General features: G+C 53.1%; 20 protein-coding genes. 10 read left to right on the top strand and 10 right to left on the bottom strand.

The genetic code is table 11. The features are described 5' to 3' along the window. Positions 1 to 55 precede the first annotated feature (55 nt). Both AB182_RS22720 and yjfY read right to left on the bottom strand, forming a co-directional pair. Entirely contained in the window at positions 56 to 1,249 is a 1,194-nt protein-coding gene (locus AB182_RS22720; RefSeq protein WP_047372073.1) for an MFS transporter, read from the bottom strand. Positions 1,250 to 1,412: 163 nt separating this feature from the next. Further along, positions 1,413 to 1,685, bottom strand: coding sequence for a DUF1471 family protein YjfY (yjfY, locus tag AB182_RS22715; protein WP_039077825.1), 273 nt, complete (start codon positions 1,683 to 1,685; stop codon positions 1,413 to 1,415). A 346-nt stretch (positions 1,686 to 2,031) separates the two neighbouring features. Between yjfY and rpsF the strand changes: the two genes are divergently transcribed. From rpsF to AB182_RS22685, 5 genes are all read left to right on the top strand, one after another. After that, positions 2,032 to 2,427, top strand: a complete 396-nt coding sequence (gene rpsF / locus AB182_RS22705) for a 30S ribosomal protein S6 (protein ID WP_020456251.1) — start codon at positions 2,032 to 2,034, stop codon at positions 2,425 to 2,427. Positions 2,428 to 2,433: 6 nt separating this feature from the next. Then, entirely contained in the window at positions 2,434 to 2,748 is a 315-nt protein-coding gene (priB, locus tag AB182_RS22700; RefSeq protein ID WP_047372072.1) for a primosomal replication protein N, read from the top strand. A gap of 4 nt (positions 2,749 to 2,752) precedes the next feature. Next, the gene (gene rpsR / locus AB182_RS22695) at positions 2,753 to 2,980 is read left to right on the top strand and encodes a 30S ribosomal protein S18 (protein ID WP_000135199.1); all 228 of its coding nucleotides are present in this window, start codon (positions 2,753 to 2,755) and stop codon (positions 2,978 to 2,980) included. A 41-nt stretch (positions 2,981 to 3,021) separates the two neighbouring features. Next, the gene (gene rplI / locus AB182_RS22690; RefSeq protein ID WP_047372071.1) at positions 3,022 to 3,471 is read left to right on the top strand and encodes a 50S ribosomal protein L9; all 450 of its coding nucleotides are present in this window, start codon (positions 3,022 to 3,024) and stop codon (positions 3,469 to 3,471) included. Positions 3,472 to 3,653: 182 nt separating this feature from the next. After that, the gene (locus AB182_RS22685) at positions 3,654 to 4,592 is read left to right on the top strand and encodes a DMT family transporter (RefSeq protein WP_047372070.1); all 939 of its coding nucleotides are present in this window, start codon (positions 3,654 to 3,656) and stop codon (positions 4,590 to 4,592) included. Positions 4,593 to 4,636: 44 nt separating this feature from the next. Here the strand turns inward: AB182_RS22685 and AB182_RS22680 are convergent, their stop codons facing one another. Beyond that, the gene (locus AB182_RS22680) at positions 4,637 to 5,296 is read right to left on the bottom strand and encodes a LysM-like peptidoglycan-binding domain-containing protein (RefSeq protein ID WP_047372069.1); all 660 of its coding nucleotides are present in this window, start codon (positions 5,294 to 5,296) and stop codon (positions 4,637 to 4,639) included. 233 nt (positions 5,297 to 5,529) lie between these two features. Between AB182_RS22680 and fklB the strand changes: the two genes are divergently transcribed. Both fklB and cycA read left to right on the top strand, forming a co-directional pair. Further along, positions 5,530 to 6,150, top strand: a complete 621-nt coding sequence (gene fklB / locus AB182_RS22675; protein ID WP_039077783.1) for an FKBP-type peptidyl-prolyl cis-trans isomerase — start codon at positions 5,530 to 5,532, stop codon at positions 6,148 to 6,150. 297 nt (positions 6,151 to 6,447) lie between these two features. Further along, on the top strand, positions 6,448 to 7,857 hold the full coding sequence (cycA, locus tag AB182_RS22670; protein ID WP_047372068.1) for a D-serine/D-alanine/glycine transporter: 1,410 nt from the start codon (positions 6,448 to 6,450) through the stop codon (positions 7,855 to 7,857). A gap of 168 nt (positions 7,858 to 8,025) precedes the next feature. Here cycA and ytfE read toward each other — a convergent pair whose 3' ends face one another. The 4 genes from ytfE to AB182_RS22650 form a co-directional block, all read right to left on the bottom strand. After that, positions 8,026 to 8,688 carry an iron-sulfur cluster repair protein YtfE gene (gene ytfE, locus AB182_RS22665; protein ID WP_047372067.1) on the bottom strand — a complete coding sequence of 221 codons (663 nt, stop codon included), beginning with the start codon at positions 8,686 to 8,688 and terminating at the stop codon, positions 8,026 to 8,028. Between the two features lie 94 nt (positions 8,689 to 8,782). After that, entirely contained in the window at positions 8,783 to 9,751 is a 969-nt protein-coding gene (locus AB182_RS22660) for a DMT family transporter (RefSeq protein WP_047372066.1), read from the bottom strand. 75 nt (positions 9,752 to 9,826) lie between these two features. Continuing rightward, complete coding sequence (locus tag AB182_RS22655; protein ID WP_047372065.1) at positions 9,827 to 10,651, bottom strand: AraC family transcriptional regulator; 825 nt, start codon at positions 10,649 to 10,651, stop codon at positions 9,827 to 9,829. A gap of 81 nt (positions 10,652 to 10,732) precedes the next feature. Continuing rightward, entirely contained in the window at positions 10,733 to 11,581 is an 849-nt protein-coding gene (locus AB182_RS22650; protein ID WP_047372064.1) for an SDR family oxidoreductase, read from the bottom strand. Between the two features lie 84 nt (positions 11,582 to 11,665). Between AB182_RS22650 and AB182_RS22645 the strand changes: the two genes are divergently transcribed. Further along, positions 11,666 to 12,052: a winged helix-turn-helix transcriptional regulator gene (locus AB182_RS22645; protein ID WP_047372063.1), complete on the top strand. Its 387-nt coding sequence runs from the start codon at positions 11,666 to 11,668 to the stop codon at positions 12,050 to 12,052. A 149-nt stretch (positions 12,053 to 12,201) separates the two neighbouring features. On the opposite strand, the gene AB182_RS22640 is transcribed toward AB182_RS22645, so the two are convergent. After that, positions 12,202 to 14,145: a bifunctional 2',3'-cyclic-nucleotide 2'-phosphodiesterase/3'-nucleotidase gene (locus tag AB182_RS22640; protein ID WP_047372062.1), complete on the bottom strand. Its 1,944-nt coding sequence runs from the start codon at positions 14,143 to 14,145 to the stop codon at positions 12,202 to 12,204. Positions 14,146 to 14,459: 314 nt separating this feature from the next. Here AB182_RS22640 and cysQ point away from each other — a divergent pair, with 314 nt between their 5' ends. Continuing rightward, positions 14,460 to 15,200: a 3'(2'),5'-bisphosphate nucleotidase CysQ gene (gene cysQ / locus AB182_RS22635; protein ID WP_047372061.1), complete on the top strand. Its 741-nt coding sequence runs from the start codon at positions 14,460 to 14,462 to the stop codon at positions 15,198 to 15,200. Here cysQ and AB182_RS22630 read toward each other — a convergent pair. Then, positions 15,194 to 15,754, bottom strand: a complete 561-nt coding sequence (locus AB182_RS22630; RefSeq protein WP_047372060.1) for a YtfJ family protein — start codon at positions 15,752 to 15,754, stop codon at positions 15,194 to 15,196. The two genes, cysQ and AB182_RS22630, sit on opposite strands and share 7 nt — an antisense overlap. Before the next feature lie 326 nt (positions 15,755 to 16,080). On the opposite strand from AB182_RS22630, the gene AB182_RS22625 reads away from it, so the two are divergent. After that, positions 16,081 to 16,287, top strand: coding sequence for a DUF1107 domain-containing protein (locus AB182_RS22625; protein ID WP_003856054.1), 207 nt, complete (start codon positions 16,081 to 16,083; stop codon positions 16,285 to 16,287). A gap of 144 nt (positions 16,288 to 16,431) precedes the next feature. Here AB182_RS22625 and AB182_RS22620 read toward each other — a convergent pair whose 3' ends face one another. Continuing rightward, positions 16,432 to 17,766 (bottom strand): hemolysin family protein, encoded by a 1,335-nt coding sequence (locus tag AB182_RS22620; protein ID WP_047372059.1) that lies wholly within the window; start codon positions 17,764 to 17,766, stop codon positions 16,432 to 16,434. Between the last annotated feature and the right edge of the window lie 118 nt (positions 17,767 to 17,884).

Genomic DNA, 17,884 nt, shown 5'->3' with positions numbered 1-17,884 from the left:
ATGCTCCGGAATGTATACGCCTTCGGGATGTTACTGGTCTGATTCCGGGGCCTTTTTATGCCTGACGATAGGCTGAGGGTATACAGTGCATCCCGGCTAGCGTAATCACGCAGATCGCGGCACCGGCATAAAATGTTGAGGCCGCGCCCAGGGTTTCCCACAAAATACCGGCGCCGGCGCTGGCCAGCAGTAGAGCGATACCGCTCATCAGGTTAAACATACCAAAAGCGGTGCCGCGTAGTTCTGCAGGCGCGGTGTGGGCGATCATTGCCGCCAGCAAACCCTGAGTCATTCCCATATGTATACCCCACAGGCCAACGCCGAGAAGCAGCACACTCCAGTGGTGACTTAACGCCAGTACCAGATCGGCGGCAATCAATACCAGCAGGCCCGCCTGCAGCATTTTACTGTGGCTCATGCCGTCGGAAAGTTTACCAAAAGGGTAAGCTGTCAGACCGTACACCAGGTTCATCGCGACCATTACCAGCGGAATGGCAAACAGTGGAATCTCCATCTGCTGTGCACGCAGAACCAGGAAGGCTTCGCTAAAACGGGCGAGGGTAAAGAGGCTGCCCAGTCCAACGACCCACCAGTAAGCGCTGCTGAGTTTTGCCAGGTTCTCACGGGTAAGCGGGTTGGTGCGCTTGTTGGTAATGGGTGTTTTGGGTTCATCAAGCCCGAAATAGAGCAGCGCGATGGCCAGTGCGCCAGGGATCACTGCCACCCAAAAGATGGACTGGAAATCGTTGCTCCACAGAAACATCAGTCCCACGGCCAGTAGAGGACCAAGGAAAGCCCCGGCGGTATCCAGCGACTGGCGCAGGCCGAATGCGGCACCGCGAATGTCGGGGGGCGTGACATCGGCAACCAGCGCGTCGCGAGGCGCCCCACGGATCCCTTTGCCAACGCGGTCAATCATCCGCGCGCCGAATACGAGGCCAGAGGAGGCGGCTAAAGCAAACAGCGGCTTACTGAATGCTCCCATACCATAGCCCAACAGGGCCAGCCCTTTTCGTTTACCCAGATAGTCGCTGAGCACACCAGAAAACACTTTAATGATAAGAGCGGTTGCTTCCGCAAACCCTTCGATCAGACCAATGATAATGACGCTGGCACCTAACGTGGTCGCCATAAAGAGAGGTAACAGACTGTGGATCATCTCGGACGAGACATCCATTAACAGGCTTACGCCGCCGAGAACCCAAACACCTTTCGGGATACGACTCAGGATTGCAAAACGTACAAACACGATATCACTCCTGATGATCCGTTTCTTAAGAGGGTATTACATCAGCGACCTGCGGTTTTAATAAGCATACAGCACAAATAATTATCCTTTGATGATGAGCAAAAAAATGCCCTCGTGGGAGAGGGCAAGGTAATAATGGCAAGGGTAATTTTGTTTGTGTGTACTAGCGGTAAATGTCAGCGCTGGCATGAATCAGGCCATTGCTGCCCGGTTCCCGAAGTAAGACCGGGTGATAATATTTCGCACCCTTCGCGTCGGTTTCGACTTTGAGTGCTTGATCCGCTTCGCTTTCAGTGGCGATGTTATGGTTAATGTAAATAACGCCTAAGCTCTGCACATCATCCATGTTTTTGGCCTGCCGCCCGTCGATTTTGATGGCTGCCGCCGCATTGGCGCTAAGGAGTAGCGCTGTGAGTAAAATTGCGATGTTTTTCATAATATTGTGCCCCATTACTGCTTACGTCGTGTGACTACCAGAACATCTTTCCTCCCGTGTCATTGGGTATGTTTAAAGTTTACGCTTTCTCGCCAAAACGTATCGCGACCATTTCTGATGCTGTCGTTCAAAAATTTGCCGTAATCCGTTTTGTTTAATTTTAATCGCACGCTGTGAAGCGGCTTTGCGCTTAGTGCGAATTATTTGTGCAATCAGCTTGAGTTTGGCAGGCGAGATAAGTATTATGACGCGTCAATTTTTCAGCCGCCCTTTAATCACGTTCCTTGCCTCCCCGGGCCGCGGCTGACCCAGACAGGAGGCTGAATAATCCGTAAGGAGCAATTCGATGCGTCATTACGAAATCGTTTTTATGGTCCATCCTGACCAGAGCGAACAGGTTCCGGGCATGATCGAACGTTACACTGGTGCAATCACTGCAGCAGAAGGTACGATCCACCGTCTGGAAGACTGGGGCCGCCGTCAGCTGGCTTACCCGATCAACAAACTGCATAAAGCTCACTACGTTCTGATGAACGTTGAAGCGCCGCAGGAAGTTATCGATGAGCTGGAAACAAACTTCCGCTTCAACGATGCCGTTATCCGCAGCATGGTTATGCGTACTAAACACGCTGTTACCGAAGCATCTCCGATGGTTAAAGCGAAAGACGAGCGCCGTGAGCGTCGCGATGATTTCGCAAACGAAACCGCAGATGATGCAGATGCTGGGGATTCTGAAGAGTAATTTCTGATGACCAACCGTCTGGTGTTGTCCGGCACCGTGTGCAGGACCCCCCTTCGAAAGGTCAGTCCATCAGGAATTCCTCACTGCCAGTTCGTGCTTGAGCACCGTTCTGTGCAGGAGGAAGCCGGGTTTCACCGGCAGGCGTGGTGCCAAATGCCCGTTATTATAAGCGGACATGAAAACCAGGCCATTACTCACAGTATAACGGTCGGTAGTGCAGTAATCGTTCAGGGGTTCATCTCTTGCCACAAGGCAAAGAACGGCCTGACCAAAATGGTTCTGCATGCCGAGCAGATTGAATTGATAGATTCTGGAGACTAGCCATATGGCACGTTATTTCCGTCGTCGCAAGTTCTGCCGTTTCACCGCGGAAGGCGTTCAAGAGATCGACTATAAAGATATCGCTACGCTGAAAAACTACATCACCGAAAGCGGTAAGATTGTCCCAAGCCGTATCACCGGTACTCGTGCAAAATACCAGCGTCAGCTGGCTCGCGCTATCAAACGCGCTCGCTACCTGTCTCTGCTGCCGTACACTGATCGTCATCAGTAATCGGGCACGGTCCATTAATACGACTTTAAGAGGATAAGGTAATGCAAGTTATTCTGCTTGATAAAGTAGCAAACCTGGGCAGCCTGGGTGATCAGGTAAACGTTAAAGCGGGTTACGCTCGTAACTTCCTGGTTCCACAGGGTAAAGCTGTTCCGGCTACCAAGAAAAACGTTGAGTTTTTCGAAGCTCGTCGCGCTGAACTGGAAGCCAAACTGGCTGACGTTCTGGCGGCTGCTAACGCTCGCGCTGAAGCAATCAACGCACTGGGCACTGTAACCATCGCTTCCAAATCTGGCGACGAAGGTAAACTGTTCGGTTCCATCGGTACTCGCGACATCGCTGACGCTGTAACTGCAGCTGGCGTTGACGTGGCTAAGAGCGAAGTTCGTCTGCCGAACGGCGTTCTGCGTACCACTGGTGAGCACGAAGTGGACTTCCAGGTTCACAGCGAAGTATTCGCTAAACTGATCGTTAACGTTGTTGCTGAGTAATTAGCTTCTGACGCTGCGTAAAAACGCCGGCCTTGTGCCGGCGTTTTGCTTTTTATCCTTCTGGTTTTTCCTTTTTATCCCTTCGAGCTCACAACCTGATCTCTGTTTTCGCATATCTGTTTCCATTTCCTGGCTATTCCGCAATAATTAAAAATAAAACGTTATTTTAAATTGGTGAATGTATGGAAACGATACACCAGGTTCCGCTTTTTGCGCGAAAAAATGCAGCGTATGCGGGCGCGGCATTCTGCTGTTTATTATGGGGAAGCGCCTACCCGGCGATTAAAAGCGGGTATGAGATTTTCCAGATTGCCGTGGATGATATTCCCTCAAAAATCGTCTTTGCGGGGTATCGCTTTTTCTTCGCAGGGCTACTGTTATTACTGATTGCGCTGGCGCAGCGTCGTCCGCTGGCCCGGCTCTCTTCCCGGCAGTTTGGTCAACTGGCGCTGCTAGGGGCCACGCAAACCTCACTCCAGTACGTCTTCTTTTATATTGGTCTGGCCTTCACCACTGGGGTGAAAGGTTCAATTATGAATGCGACGGGTACCTTCTTTAGCGTGCTGCTGGCCCACTTTATCTACCAGAATGACAAGCTGAGCTATAACAAAACTCTTGGCTGCGTGATGGGATTTGTTGGCGTGATGGTGGTAAATCTGAACAGTGGCCTGATGGATTTTAGTTTTAGCCTGATGGGCGACGGCTTTGTGATCCTGGCGGCGTTTATTCTGTCTGCATCAACACTGTACGGCAAACGCATTTCGCAAACGATCGATCCGATGGTGATGACGGGTTATCAACTGGGGTTTGGCGGCGTAGTGCTCGCGGTCGGCGGGTATGTTTTTGGCGGCGAGCTTACCGTGCATGGCCCTTCCTCGGTGGCGATTCTCGGCTACCTGACGCTGCTCTCCTCGGTTGCGTTTGCGCTGTGGAGCATTCTACTCAAGTACAATCGGGTGGGGATGATTGCGCCGTTTAACTTCTTAATCCCGGTCTCAGGTGCGTTACTGTCGGCCATTTTTCTGGGCGAGAATATTCTCGAACTAAAATACGCTGTTGCGCTGGCGCTGGTGTGCTCGGGCATCTGGTGGGTAAACAAGGTCGCCAGGAAAAGCGATTAACGCCAAAAGCCGGATGACATTGACGCTCATCCGGCCTGTGGAGCTTACCGCGCCCGAATAAAGCTGCCATCCTGCTGGCGGACAAACAAAACAGACTGGCCGCTGCCATTTTCGATGGTTAACCCGGTGACGACCCCATTCGCGTTCTGACGAATTTTCACCATCTGGCCGCTTTGCAGAGTACTGAGCGGTTTACCTTCGCCTTCGACTTTTGCCATGGCATAGACATCGGTTGGCGGTAAATTGTGGTCGCGGAAGACCTGAGCCAGCGTTTTGCCCTGTTCGACACGGTAGGTGCGCCACTGCTGCTCAATACCGCCAGCGGAAGAGGCTGAAGGGGCAGAGTGTTCGGCGACCGGACGTTCCTGTTGTATCGGCTCCTGCACGGCCTGCGGCTCCTCGTTAAGGACAGGAGCGGGTTGCTGGTTTTGTACCGGAGGAGAGGTTACAAGCGGTTGAGAAGGCTGCGATTGTGTCTGCGGCTGTGATTGCGACTGAATATTCAATTGTGCTTCTCGTCCGACAGAGGTGGGTGGCGTCACCGTCTCTTTCGGGGTGGGCAGCAGGAAACCAATAACCACCAACAAAAACGCGAGGATCAGCCCTCGACGGTGCATCGGCGGAAGCGGATCCAGAATGCGAAAATGATCCGGGGCGTGCCAGATTTTCGCCAGGGTAGGTTTCAGTTCAAATCGCCCGGGCATGGCTTTCCTCCTGCTCCGCGTCATCATTTATCCTGTCTCGTTGAGTATAGATGGCTAACTACCTGATTGGCTGTGTAATGCATTGTCTCGTGACATCATAATGAGAATTATCTTACCGGGAGTATTGTTTCTGTTTCTCTGCGATTTGTCATCTTTACTACGACAAAGTTTTACCCGCTGCAGCGTGGCTGCTATGCTGCGCGCTACCTTAAAAAGTGATGAAAGGAAAACCCATGACAACCCCAACGTTTGACACGATCGAAGCGCAGGCCAGCTATGGCATTGGTTTGCAGGTAGGACAGCAGCTTAGCGACTCCGGCTTACAGGGGCTGTTGCCGGAAGCGCTGGTCGCAGGTATTGCTGACGCGCTGGCAGGTAAACAACCGGCAGTGCCGGTGGATGTTGTTCATCGTGCGCTGCGTGAAATCCACGAACGTGCTGATGCAGTACGTCGTGCGCGCTTTGAAGAGATGGCGGCAGAAGGCGTGAAATATCTGGATGAAAACCGCGAGAAAGAGGGTGTGAACAGCACCGAATCTGGTCTCCAGTTCCGCGTTATTACCCAGGGCGAAGGCGCTATCCCGGCGCGCACTGACCGTGTCCGCGTTCACTACACCGGTAAACTTATTGACGGTACCGTGTTCGACAGTTCCGTCGCCCGTGGCGAACCGGCTGAATTCCCGGTAAACGGCGTTATTGGCGGCTGGATCGAAGCGCTGACTCTGATGCCGGTTGGCTCCAAATGGGAACTGACGATTCCGCACGAACTGGCCTACGGCGAGCGTGGCGCTGGCGCATCCATCCCGCCATTCAGCACCCTGGTATTTGAAGTGGAATTACTGGAAATCCTGTAATCTTCCCGATGTTTTCCTCTCCTCTTAAGGGGGAGAGGACGTCGATATGCGTTAATTATTCATTAAATGAATTAGTTTCGATACTTTATCTTGCCATGCGCGAATTGCGGTGTATTTTTGTGAACTCCATCCCCTAATTTGAGTGATATGCTGCTCACTTTAAACAAATATTTAACATCTCTTTTAATTCAGAGTATTCATCCTACCAATTCTTACCTAATATCGTTGCGTCCGCGAAAGGGCGAAGTATGCATTTAAAGGCCAGAAGAGCCTCAACAACACAGACAGGATATAAACATGGTAGATCAGGTAAAAGTCGCGGCCAACGAAGAGGCATCGACTGAACAATCGCTGCGGCGAAATCTCACAAACCGTCATATTCAGCTTATTGCTATCGGTGGCGCCATCGGTACCGGGCTGTTTATGGGCTCCGGGAAAACCATCAGCCTTGCAGGACCGTCGATCATTTTTGTCTATATGATCATCGGTTTCATGCTGTTTTTCGTCATGCGTGCGATGGGTGAGTTGCTGCTGTCGAACCTTGAATACAAATCTTTTAGCGACTTCGCCGCCGACCTGCTCGGACCGTGGGCAGGGTATTTTACCGGCTGGACATACTGGTTCTGTTGGGTCGTCACCGGGATGGCCGATGTGGTGGCGATCACCGCTTACGCGCAGTTCTGGTTCCCCGGACTATCCGACTGGGTGGTGGCGCTGACCATTGTCGTCGTTCTGCTGAGTCTCAACCTCGCCACCGTAAAAATGTTCGGTGAGATGGAGTTCTGGTTTGCGATGATCAAAATCGTCGCCATTGTGGCGCTGATTGTTGTGGGTCTGGTGATGGTGCTGACAAGCTTCAAATCGCCGACCGGGGTTGAAGCCTCCATTGCGCATCTGTGGAACGACGGTGGCTGGTTCCCGAAAGGCATCAGCGGTTTCTTTGCCGGTTTCCAGATTGCCGTTTTTGCCTTTGTGGGGATTGAGCTGGTCGGAACTACCGCGGCGGAAACTAAAGACCCGGAAAAATCGCTGCCGCGCGCCATCAACTCCATCCCAATCCGCATCATTATGTTCTATGTGTTTGCGCTGATTGTGATCATGTCCGTTACCCCATGGAGTTCCGTGGTGCCGGATAAGAGCCCGTTTGTTGAGCTATTTGTTCTGGTGGGCCTTCCTGCCGCAGCGAGCATCATTAACTTCGTGGTACTGACATCTGCCGCGTCTTCCGCCAACAGCGGCGTGTTCTCGACCAGCCGTATGCTGTTCGGTCTGGCGCAAGATGGCGTTGCGCCGAAAGCGTTCGGTAAGCTCTCTAAACGTGCTGTACCGGCGAAAGGGCTGACCTTCTCCTGCATCTGCTTGCTGGGTGGTGTGGTGATGCTGTACGTGAACCCAAGCGCGATTGCGGCGTTCACTATGATTACCACCGTCTCGGCCATCCTGTTTATGTTCGTCTGGACGATTATCCTCTGCTCTTACCTCGTCTATCGCAAACAGCGTCCGCAGTTGCATGAAGCGTCCATCTACAAAATGCCGCTTGGCAAAGTGATGTGCTGGGTATGCATGGCGTTCTTTGTGTTCGTACTGGTGTTGTTGACGCTGGAAGAGGACACCCGTCAGGCGCTGATTGTCACCCCAATCTGGTTTATCGTGCTGGGTGCGGGCTGGCTGATTGTGGGTAAAAAACGTCTGGCAGGTATGCGTTAAGCATTCGTAGTTCCTGCATCCCCGGTGGCGCTGACGCGTACCGGGGCTAGGACAGGTCGCCGGAAAAGGCGCCGCATCCGGGAAAGATGAAGCGCAGATATAAAAAAGAGCCGCGCAGGCGGCTCTAAAGTGACTTCCATGGAACAGGGCGCTCTCGGGCGCCTTACATTAATTCCCTGCGAGGGCACGCGGAAACAGAACGTTGTTTTCCAGACTGATGTGTTCCATCAGGTCATCAATCAGTTCGTTAATACCGTTATACATCGCTTTCCAGGTGGTGCAGGCTTCCGGCGGCGGTGTCACACCATTGGTAATGTGTTTGATCACCTCCAGCAGCTCGCCTGCATCATCATGTTCGCTTTCCATCACGCTAATGGGGCCCATCGCCTGGCTGCCCATTCCCTCTTTAATCATCGGAAACAGGATGCGCTCTTCTTTCATCATATGGCTGGAAAGCTCGTCGTGCAGCATGGTCAGGTATTTGGTTAAGCCTTTTGGCACGTTGGGTTTGTCAGCATGAACACGCTCCACTTTGGTCGCCTGCAGAATAAGCTCCGGAAGTTGTTCACGGTGACGGTCGTGATAACGCACGATGATGTGATCGATGATTTCGCTAAGCGCAGTGACGCGCCAGTCTTTCTCGATGGGCTGATCGGCCAGTTTCGCCAGCTCGGTTTCGATGATACCCACATCCAGTTCTTTGCGGGATGCGGCGCGCTCCAGCGTCTGCTTACCGCCGCAGCAGTAATCCATATCGTATTTACGAAACAGCGCTGACGCACGTGGAATGGATAGCGCCAGTTCACCCAGGGGTTGGTCACGGAAGGCCATAGCATTTACCTCATCAGAAATTATAACATGCATTTTAAATGCATCTTTAATTCGATGATATACCCCTTTCGGGGCAAGGTAAACAAGACCACGATTAACGGTGGTCTGAAACTGGCTGAACCAGAGGCTTTTCTGGCTTCGCGCGTACGGCCATGACCACGCCACAGACCAACAGGGTGATACCACAAAGGGTGAGCCATGGCGGCGTTTGCTGGCGTAGCATGAAGGTATAAAGCAGGCCCGCCAGGGTTTCAAAAACAATCAGCGGCCCGACAATCACCGTCGGTAAACGCTGACTGGCAACATTCCAGCACATAGCGCCAACCCAGGAGCAGAGTATCGCAATGGTGAACATCAAACCGATAAACACTGCCGGGCGCGGACCAAAAGGTTGTGCAAAACCAGGTTGTTGCACGTGCAGCCAGAGACAGGCAGCCGCATAGCCGAGCAAAGAGACCGGGAGCGTCACCAGCGCCTGCGCGGTTGCCCACATCATCGGGTTCTTGTCCGGGTTTTCCCGCAGCCAGCGGGCGTTACGCAGCGCATACCACGCCCAGCAGGCGACGGAAACCAGCGCAAGGGCAATGCCGGAGCCATAGCGCCACCAGGAGAAATCCGGCAGGCCGCCGTGCAGCTCGGCAATATTGACGCAGGCCAGTCCTGCCGCAATACAGAGTAGCGCCGGGCCGAGGCTGTTCCAGGCGCGTTTGCCGTCACGCTGGCTATAGAGCAGGTTCGCGCATATCGGGATAACCACGGGCAGGGTAGCAATGATCATCGTCGAAACCGGTGCTCCGGTGCGCTGAATCGCGCTGGCAAGACAGACGTAATAGATCAGATTGCCCATCATGGTCAGCGCCAGCGCTGTGAGCCAGTCTTTCTGCGTTAACTGCCGTAGACGCTGACGACCCAGCCAGGCCAGCGGCAGGGCAATGATCCCTAACGCCAGATAACGGCCGGTTGACTGCAAGGCTGCCGGGTAATCCGGCACAATTAACGGCCCGACAAAAATAAGTCCCCACAACATACCCGCGAGCAGGGCATACAACACACCACTAATCATACTTCCACCTGACGTTTCTGTTTGCCGTCACAGTGTAGGAGGGGAGGACAACGGAATATTGTATGAGATTGCGCATTAGCGCCGGGCGACCTGCTTCTGGTAGCGCACGGGGGTAATGCCGTAACGACGCGTAAAGGCGCGGGTAAGGTGTGACTGGTCAGTCAGCCCGGTGGCGGCGGCGACTTCGGCGGCGGGCATCCCGTGGGTCAGGAAATCTTTCGCCCGCCACAGACGGATCGCCATCAGCATTTGATGGGGTGTTACGTGAAAATGGGCTTTGAACTGACGCTGAAAATGGTACGGACTTAACGAGACCACCTGTGCCAGCTCATCCAGCGTCAGGGGGTGCATGAAATTATCATGCAGATAGTCGCGGACCCGTGCAAAACGATGAGTCCCTTCCTGACTGACCGGCGCGTGGCGAGCCAGTGGCGTAAAGGTATCGATCAGGTCCAGTAGCATCCCTTTTTGCGCCAGCGAATCGTCGGTGTGCCACAGGCCGTGAATCAGGCGGCAGATGTGGGCCGTACGCAGGGGATCGTGACGGGTGGCATCGCTAAACCACCAGTGACGGATACCGGTCACCTCTTCCAGCAACGCGGGGTCGAGATAGATCATGCGATAGCGCCAGCCATACTCGGTTTCCGCCTCGCCGGTATGCAGCTCGTCCGGGTTCATGGTGACAACGGAATTGGCAGGCGCTACGTACTGTGTGCCGCGATAACGAAAGCGTTCGGCACCCGCTTCGATTGCACCGATACCGAAGGCTTCGTGGGTGTGGGGCTCAAAGGCGTAACGGGAAATATGCGCATGGTAAAGCTCGACGCCCGGCAGGTGTGCCAGGTGACGAAAACGCGCGCTGTCTCGCTCGTCAAAGAATTGTTCCGGTACGCCTTCCACTTTTTGTCTCCGCTCGGGCCATCCTCACATTATTAAGGATGACCCGGCGGCGTGCTACAAAAATTAACCAGCCTGTAACAGTTACAGGATGCCTTTGACGCTTTCCGCGAGCGGGGTGGTCGGGCGACCAATCAGTTTGCTCAGGGTATGGCTGTCATCGAATAAACCCCCTTTCGAGGCACCGATATCCGAATCAGCCAGCAGGTTGGCGAACACATCCGGCAGGCCAACGCCTTTCAGCGCGCCAGCAAACTCGGCTTCGCTCATGTTCTGATAGACCACCGGTTTACCGCTCTGTTTGCTCAGTTCAGCCGCCAGTTCACTGAGTGTCCAGGCGCTGTCACCGGCCAGTTCGTAGACTTTTCCGGCATGGCCGTCGGTGCTGATAACACGTGCGGCAGCAGCGGCATAATCTGCGCGGGTTGCCGAGGCGATTTTACCCTCTCCCGCAGCGCCAATAAACACGCCATGAGCCAGAGCTGCGGGGGCACTGGCCAGGTAGTTTTCGGTATACCAGCCATTGCGCAACAGGGCGTAGGGGATGCCGGAATCGGCCAGCATGTTTTCGGTTTCAACATGCTCAACATGCAGACCCAGCGGAGATTTATCCGCATGCAGCAGGCTGGTATAGGCGATAAACTTCACGCCCGCCGCTTTGGCTGCATTAATCACGTTACGATGCTGGGCGGCACGCTGTCCGACTTCGCTGGAAGAGACCAGTAGCAGTTTTTCTACGCCCGTCAGTGCAGCAGTGAGCGCCGCCTGATCGCCGTAGTCGGCCTGACGAACGACGACCCCTTTCTGCGCCAGCGCGTCGGCTTTTGCCGGGTTACGTACAATCGCGACGATCTCACTCGCGTTGACGGTTTTCAGTAAGGCTTCAACAGCCAGTGCGCCCAGTTGGCCTGTAGCGCCAGTCACTGCGATCATGATGAATCTCCTTCGTGTTTGTCTTGTGTTGTGGCACACTATCACCATAGCTAACTTTTAGTAAGTACGTACAAAAAGGTAAGTATGGAAAACACAAATCCCACTCTGAGCGAGCGGATGCGCGATGGTAATCTGTTTGCAGAAGAGTGCCCCTCGCGTGAGGTGCTTAAACACGTAACCAGCCGCTGGGGCGTACTGATTCTGGTGGCGCTACGCCACGGTACCCACCGTTTCAGCGATTTGCGCCGCAAGATGGGCGGTGTCAGCGAAAAGATGCTGGCGCAATCTCTCCAGGCGCTGGAACAGGACGGTTTTATTAACCGTATTTCGTATCCGGTAGTGCCGCCGCATGTGGAGTATAGTCTGACGCCGCTGGGTGAGCAGATTAGCGAGAAAGTCGCCGCTCTGGCCGACTGGATTGAACTGAATTTGCCGCAGGTGCTGGCGACGCGAGATGACCGCGCCGCCTGAGTGAACCCGGATGGCGGCGTGAACGCCTTATCCAGGCTACGCCGTGCCTGCACAAAGGCCTGTAGCCCCGGTTAGCGCAGCGCCACCGGGGATGTTTCCGGATGCGGCGCAGGCGCCTTATCCGGGCTAAAGTTGCGGGGTAAAACGGCTTACTTACTCAAATCCACCTGATAGAGCGCAAAGCCAATCTCGTCCGTACCGACCTTCTTCATCGGGTACTGCGCTTTCTCTTTGATAAATGCAGCCGCCTTCTCAGAAGGTGAGGTTTCGAAACGGATATCCAGCGCCGTATTGCTGTGAATCGGCGCCAGGCGCCAGTTGTTATCCGCTGCCGGATGGATTTCGCCCGCTTTTGCCGATTCGTCGGTTATCCATTTTGCCAGTACCGCGCGGTTTTCATCCGGCGAGGCAAAGGCGATATGGCTGTCACCTGTACCGGCGAATTTGCCGCCATAGGCGCGGTAATTATTGGTTGCCACCAGGAACACCTGATCCGGGTCGATCGGTTTGCCGTTGAAGGTAAGATCTTTAATGCGCTCTGCCTGCGGATTGATGCTCTGACACTCACCGTCATAACGAGCAGGTTGCGTCACATCAATCTGGTATTTCACCCCGTCAATGACATCGAAGTTATAGGTACGGAAGGTCTCCCAGTTGATTAATGACTGGGGCTTCGTGCTGGTGGTATCGATCTGATTAAACTGCCCGGCGGAGCACTCCAGCCACTCTTTCACCTCTTTGCCTGTCGCTTTCACGACTACCAGCGTATTGGGGTAGAGATACAGGTCAGCGGCGTTACGGAAGGTGAGCTGCCCTTTTTCTACCTCAACAAAACTGGCCGGATCGTTTTTGCGGCCACCGGCTTTGAACGGTGCGGCGGCAGATAATACCGGCAGGTTCGCCAGATCCGGGTCGCCCTGAATAAAGTGCTTCACATAAGCCGTCTGGGCGTTGTTAACAACCTGTACGGTCGGGTCATCCTGTACAAGGGAGAGGAAGCTGTACATATTGTCGGCGGATTTCCCAACAGGCTTGCCGACGAACTGACGGGTGGCATCGTGATCGTGTTTCAGGATTTCCACCAGTTTGCTGTCTTCCGCCGCCAGCGATTTTTTGCCAGCAGTATCATAAATCGGGCGCGCTTCGGCCTTTGAAGAGGTGACCTGCCACTTGCCGGCATCATTGTTCAATACCAGATCCACCACGCCGAGATGGTCGCCCCACATGCCTGGCATCACTGAGGGCACGCCGTTTAACGTGCCTTTCTCGATATCCGCGCCTTTAATGGTTGCGAAATCTTTTGACGGGAAGACCGCATGGGCGTGACCAAACAGAATCGCGTCAACGCCGGGGACTTCGCTTAAGTAGTAGACAGAGTTTTCTGCCATCGCCTGATAAGGTTCAGAAGAGAGGCCGGAATGGGCAACCAGCACCACCAGGTCGGCCCCTTTTTCGCGCATCTCCGGAACATATTTCTTCGCCGTTTCGGTGATGTCGTTAACCGTCACTTTGCCGCTCAGGTTCGCTTTATCCCACACCATAATTTGCGGCGGAACAAAGCCGATATAGCCAATTTTCACCGTATGCGTTTTGCCGTCGGTATCGGTAACGGCGGTCTCTTTAATAAGATACGGGGTAAACAGCGGCTTTTGGGTTTTGACATCGATAATGTTGGCATTCACGTAAGGGAATTTGGCCCCTTCCAGTGCCCGATGCAGATAATCGAGGCCATAGTTGAACTCGTGGTTACCGAGGTTGCCAACGGTATAATCCAGCGTATTCAGCGCCTTATAGACAGGGTGGATGTCGCCCTTTTTCAGCCCTTTGGCTGCCATATAATCGCCCAGCGGGCTACCCTGAATTAAGTCGCCGTTATCCACCAGCACGCTATTTTTGACTTCACTCCTGGCGGCATTGATCAGGCTGGCAGTGCGTACCAGTCCGAATTTTTCTGTCGCAGAATCTTTATAGTAATCAAAGTCCATCATGTTGCTATGCAAATCAGTGGTTTCCATAATCCGGAGATCCACCGTTGCCGCTTGCACGCTGGCTGCGACCAACGTGGCAAGGAGCGTTGCGCTAAACTTAATCATCAGAGGTGTCCTTTTTAGATCTGAGCCACAAAAGAAATGATATGTACATTTTGTTGCTTACAGAATTGTGAATTCTGCCATGAAATTTGCCACATAAATGCAACAACTATCACACCTGGCAGATTCGACCGTAATGCGATATAAGTAAAACAATGAGTTATACCCGTCATACTTCATGTTGCATGAACGTTGGCTACGTTCACTCACCCGAATCACTTACTGAGGTAAGCTCACGGGATTCCTTCACTTGCCGCCTTCCTGCAACGTGAATTATTTGGGGTAAAGATCCCACTGCCATACATAAGAGGTGGATGATGTTAGAAGCCATTTGTCAGCTCGCGCGGGAAGCGGGCGATGCCATTATGCAGGTCTACGACGGCCATAAGCCGATGGATGTGACCAGCAAATCCGATGATTCACCCGTGACGGCTGCCGATATTGCCGCACACGCGGTAATTGCTGGCGGGCTACAGGCACTGACCCCGGATATTCCGGTTCTGTCGGAAGAAGATCCGCCTTCCTGGAGCGTCCGTCAGCACTGGCAGCGTTACTGGCTGGTCGATCCGCTGGACGGCACGAAAGAGTTCATTAAACGCAACGGTGAGTTCACGGTAAATATTGCCCTGATTGAACACGGGAAACCGGTACTTGGCGTCGTGTATGCTCCGGTGCTGAAAGTGATGTATTGCGCGGCGGAAGGCAAAGCGTGGAAAGAGGAAAACGGTACGCGGACGCAAATTAAAGTACGCGACGCGCGTCCGCCGCTGGTGGTGGTAAGTCGTTCCCACGCGGATGATGAACTCAAAGAGTATCTCCTCCACCTGGGCGAGCATCAGACGACGGCTATCGGCTCATCGCTGAAATTCTGCCTGGTGGCAGAGGGGCACGCTCAGCTTTATCCGCGTTTTGGGCCGACCAGCGTCTGGGATACGGCCGCGGGTCATGCGGTAGCCGTTGCAGCCGGGGCGCATGTTCACGACTGGCAGGGCAAAACCCTCGATTATACGCCGCGTGAATCTTTCCTTAACCCCGGCTTTCGGGTGTCGATTTACTGATTGTCGAGTAACTTATGCAGCAGGGCGATGACCTGCTGCACTTCCGCCTGTGTCAGCCCGCCATCTTTGGCATATTGCACCCGCCCGTCTTTATCCAGCACAACGATGGCTGAACTGCCTTCATCCAGTTGCCAGGCCTTACGCGCTACGCCATCACTGTCGACAATAAATTGTGACCAGGGATAGAGCTTTTTGTTGCTCTCAATACTGCTGCGCACAAACATTGCCGAGCCGGGGATAGCATCATCCGTATTGATGATGGTTGTCGTCTGGTAACGGTCGTGAGGTAAATTTGCGGCCTTGATCGCTTCAATCAGCGCTGCATTTTTCTCTTTTGCAGAGGTCCGACCGGCAATATGTTGCACCACTCGCACTTTGCCAGGAAGCTGCGCGCTGTTCCAGTTTTTGTAGCTAAACTTATCATTATTGAGAATCAATTCCCCTCTGTCGGCGACGCCCACAGGCGGTACTCGCTGGCTGGTCTCAAAATTGTGGGCTTGCGCCAGAAGCGGCAGTAGCAGGCAGGTTGCTGCCAGGATGTTACGTAAGGTCATGGTGTTTCCTTTTATTGTTTGCAGGTGATCCGACCACTTAACTACACCTTTTAATCATAAGTGCGATCAATGTGCTTTTCCCGCAAACCGGATGCCAGTTTGCGGGGCAACGCACATAACTGCGAAAAAACGACGACTTATACTGCCTGTTCGTAAGCACTGAAAAGAAAATTCTGAATAACTGTAATCAAAAGGTAAATAAACTTATACATACTAGGTCTCATGTTGTTTCTGAACTATGCTCATTGAGCACTAAAATTTGCGCTCATCACTGTCGGGCCAAGCGTGGCACCGCAAGGGCGTATTACTTAGCAGGAGATACAAAAATGAAAATTTTCCAACGTTACAACCCACTTCAGGTGGCTAAGTACGTGAAAATCCTGTTCCGTGGACGGTTGTACATCAAGGACGTTGGCGCTTTCGAGTTTGATAAAGGTAAGATCCTTATCCCGAAAGTGAAGGACAAACAGCACCTTAGTGTTATGTCCGAAGTCAACCGTCAGGTTATGCGTCTACAAACTGAGATGGCTTAACCAACCCACTACGCTATGCAGTAATCGCAGTACAACAAAAACGGCTCCGTCAGGGAGCCGTTGATGTTTTCCAGACAATGAAAGGCAGGCAATAAAAAAGGCGGCAATGATGCCACCTTCTATGCAGGACATTGGCCGTCGCGATTATTCGCTTTTCCCTTCCGCATCCGGCAGCTTTGGCGTTAACACCGTTGCCTTGTTATCAATCCGTGTAACCAGCAACTGGTCGATACGGTAGTTATCGATGTCCACGACCTCGAACTTATAGCCGGAGAACTTCACCGAGTCGGTGCGTTTCGGGATCTTGCGCAGCATGAACATCATAAAGCCGCCAATGGTCTCGTAATTGCCGGACTGAGGGAACTCATCGATATCCAGTACTCGCATCACGTCATCAATCGGCGTGCCGCCGTCAATCAGCCAGGAGTTTTCATCACGCGCGACGATTTGTTCTTCCAGCCCCTGACCGACCAGGTCACCCATCAGGGTGGTCATGACGTCATTGAGGGTGATAATCCCCACGACCAGCGCATACTCGTTCATGATGACCGCAAAGTCTTCACCTGCTGTTTTAAAGCTTTCCAGCGCTTCGGAGAGCGTCAGGGTATCCGGCACAATGAGCGTATTGCGAATTTGCACGCCGCTGCTCAGTACCAGGCTTTGGTTGGCCAGTACGCGAATAAGCAGGTCTTTTGAGTCGACATAACCCACGATATGGTCAATGTCTTGATTACAGACGAGAAACTTGGAGTGCGGGTTTTCGGCGACTTTTTGTTTTAAGCTTTGCTCATCTTCATGCAGGTCGAACCACACTACGTTTTCGCGCGATGTCATTGACGATGGCACCGTGCGTGATTCCAGCTCAAACACATTCTCGATCAGCTCATGTTCTTGCTTACGCAACACCCCGGCCAGGGCCCCGGCTTCTACCACCGCATAGATATCATCCGACGTGATGTCGTCTTTACGCACCATTGGCAATTTAAACAGGCGAAAGATAACGTTGGCCATGCCATTAAAGAACCAGACCAGCGGGCGGAAGATAAACAGACAGAAGCGCATCGGGTTGATGATACGCAAAGCCACGGCTTCTGGCGCAATCATACCGATGCGTTTCGGTGTGAGGTCGGCAAACAGGATAAACATCCCGGTTACCAGCGAAAACGAAATAATAAAGCTCAGTCGATCTGCGAGTTCCGGCTCAACCAGATTGATAAGCATGCTGTAAAACGCAGGGGAGAAGGCAGCGTCGCCGACAATACCGCCCAGAATCGCAACAGCATTCAGGCCGATTTGTACCACGGTAAAAAAGGTGCCTGGGTTTTCCTGCATTTTCAGGATGCGTTGCGCATTGATGTTGCCTTCATCGGCAAGCAGCTTAAGTTTGATTTTTCTGGAGGCGGCCAGCGAGATCTCGGAAAGCGAGAAAAACGCACTCACACCTATCAGACAAAGTATGACTAAGATACTGTTTAACATAATTTATCCAGCTACAAGCGGGATCCTCGGAGGGAAGTTGAAAAATCCTTGTGGTAAACACATTGAAAGCGGGTCCGAAGCGGTGGACCCACAATTTCGACGGCTAGTATAGCGTAAG

This window comes from Phytobacter ursingii (assembly GCF_001022135.1).
GTDB classification, from domain to species: Bacteria; Pseudomonadota; Gammaproteobacteria; order Enterobacterales; family Enterobacteriaceae; genus Phytobacter; species Phytobacter ursingii.
The sequence above is the reverse complement of the archived record's forward strand: the minus strand, read 5'-3'. Positions and strand labels throughout refer to the sequence as shown.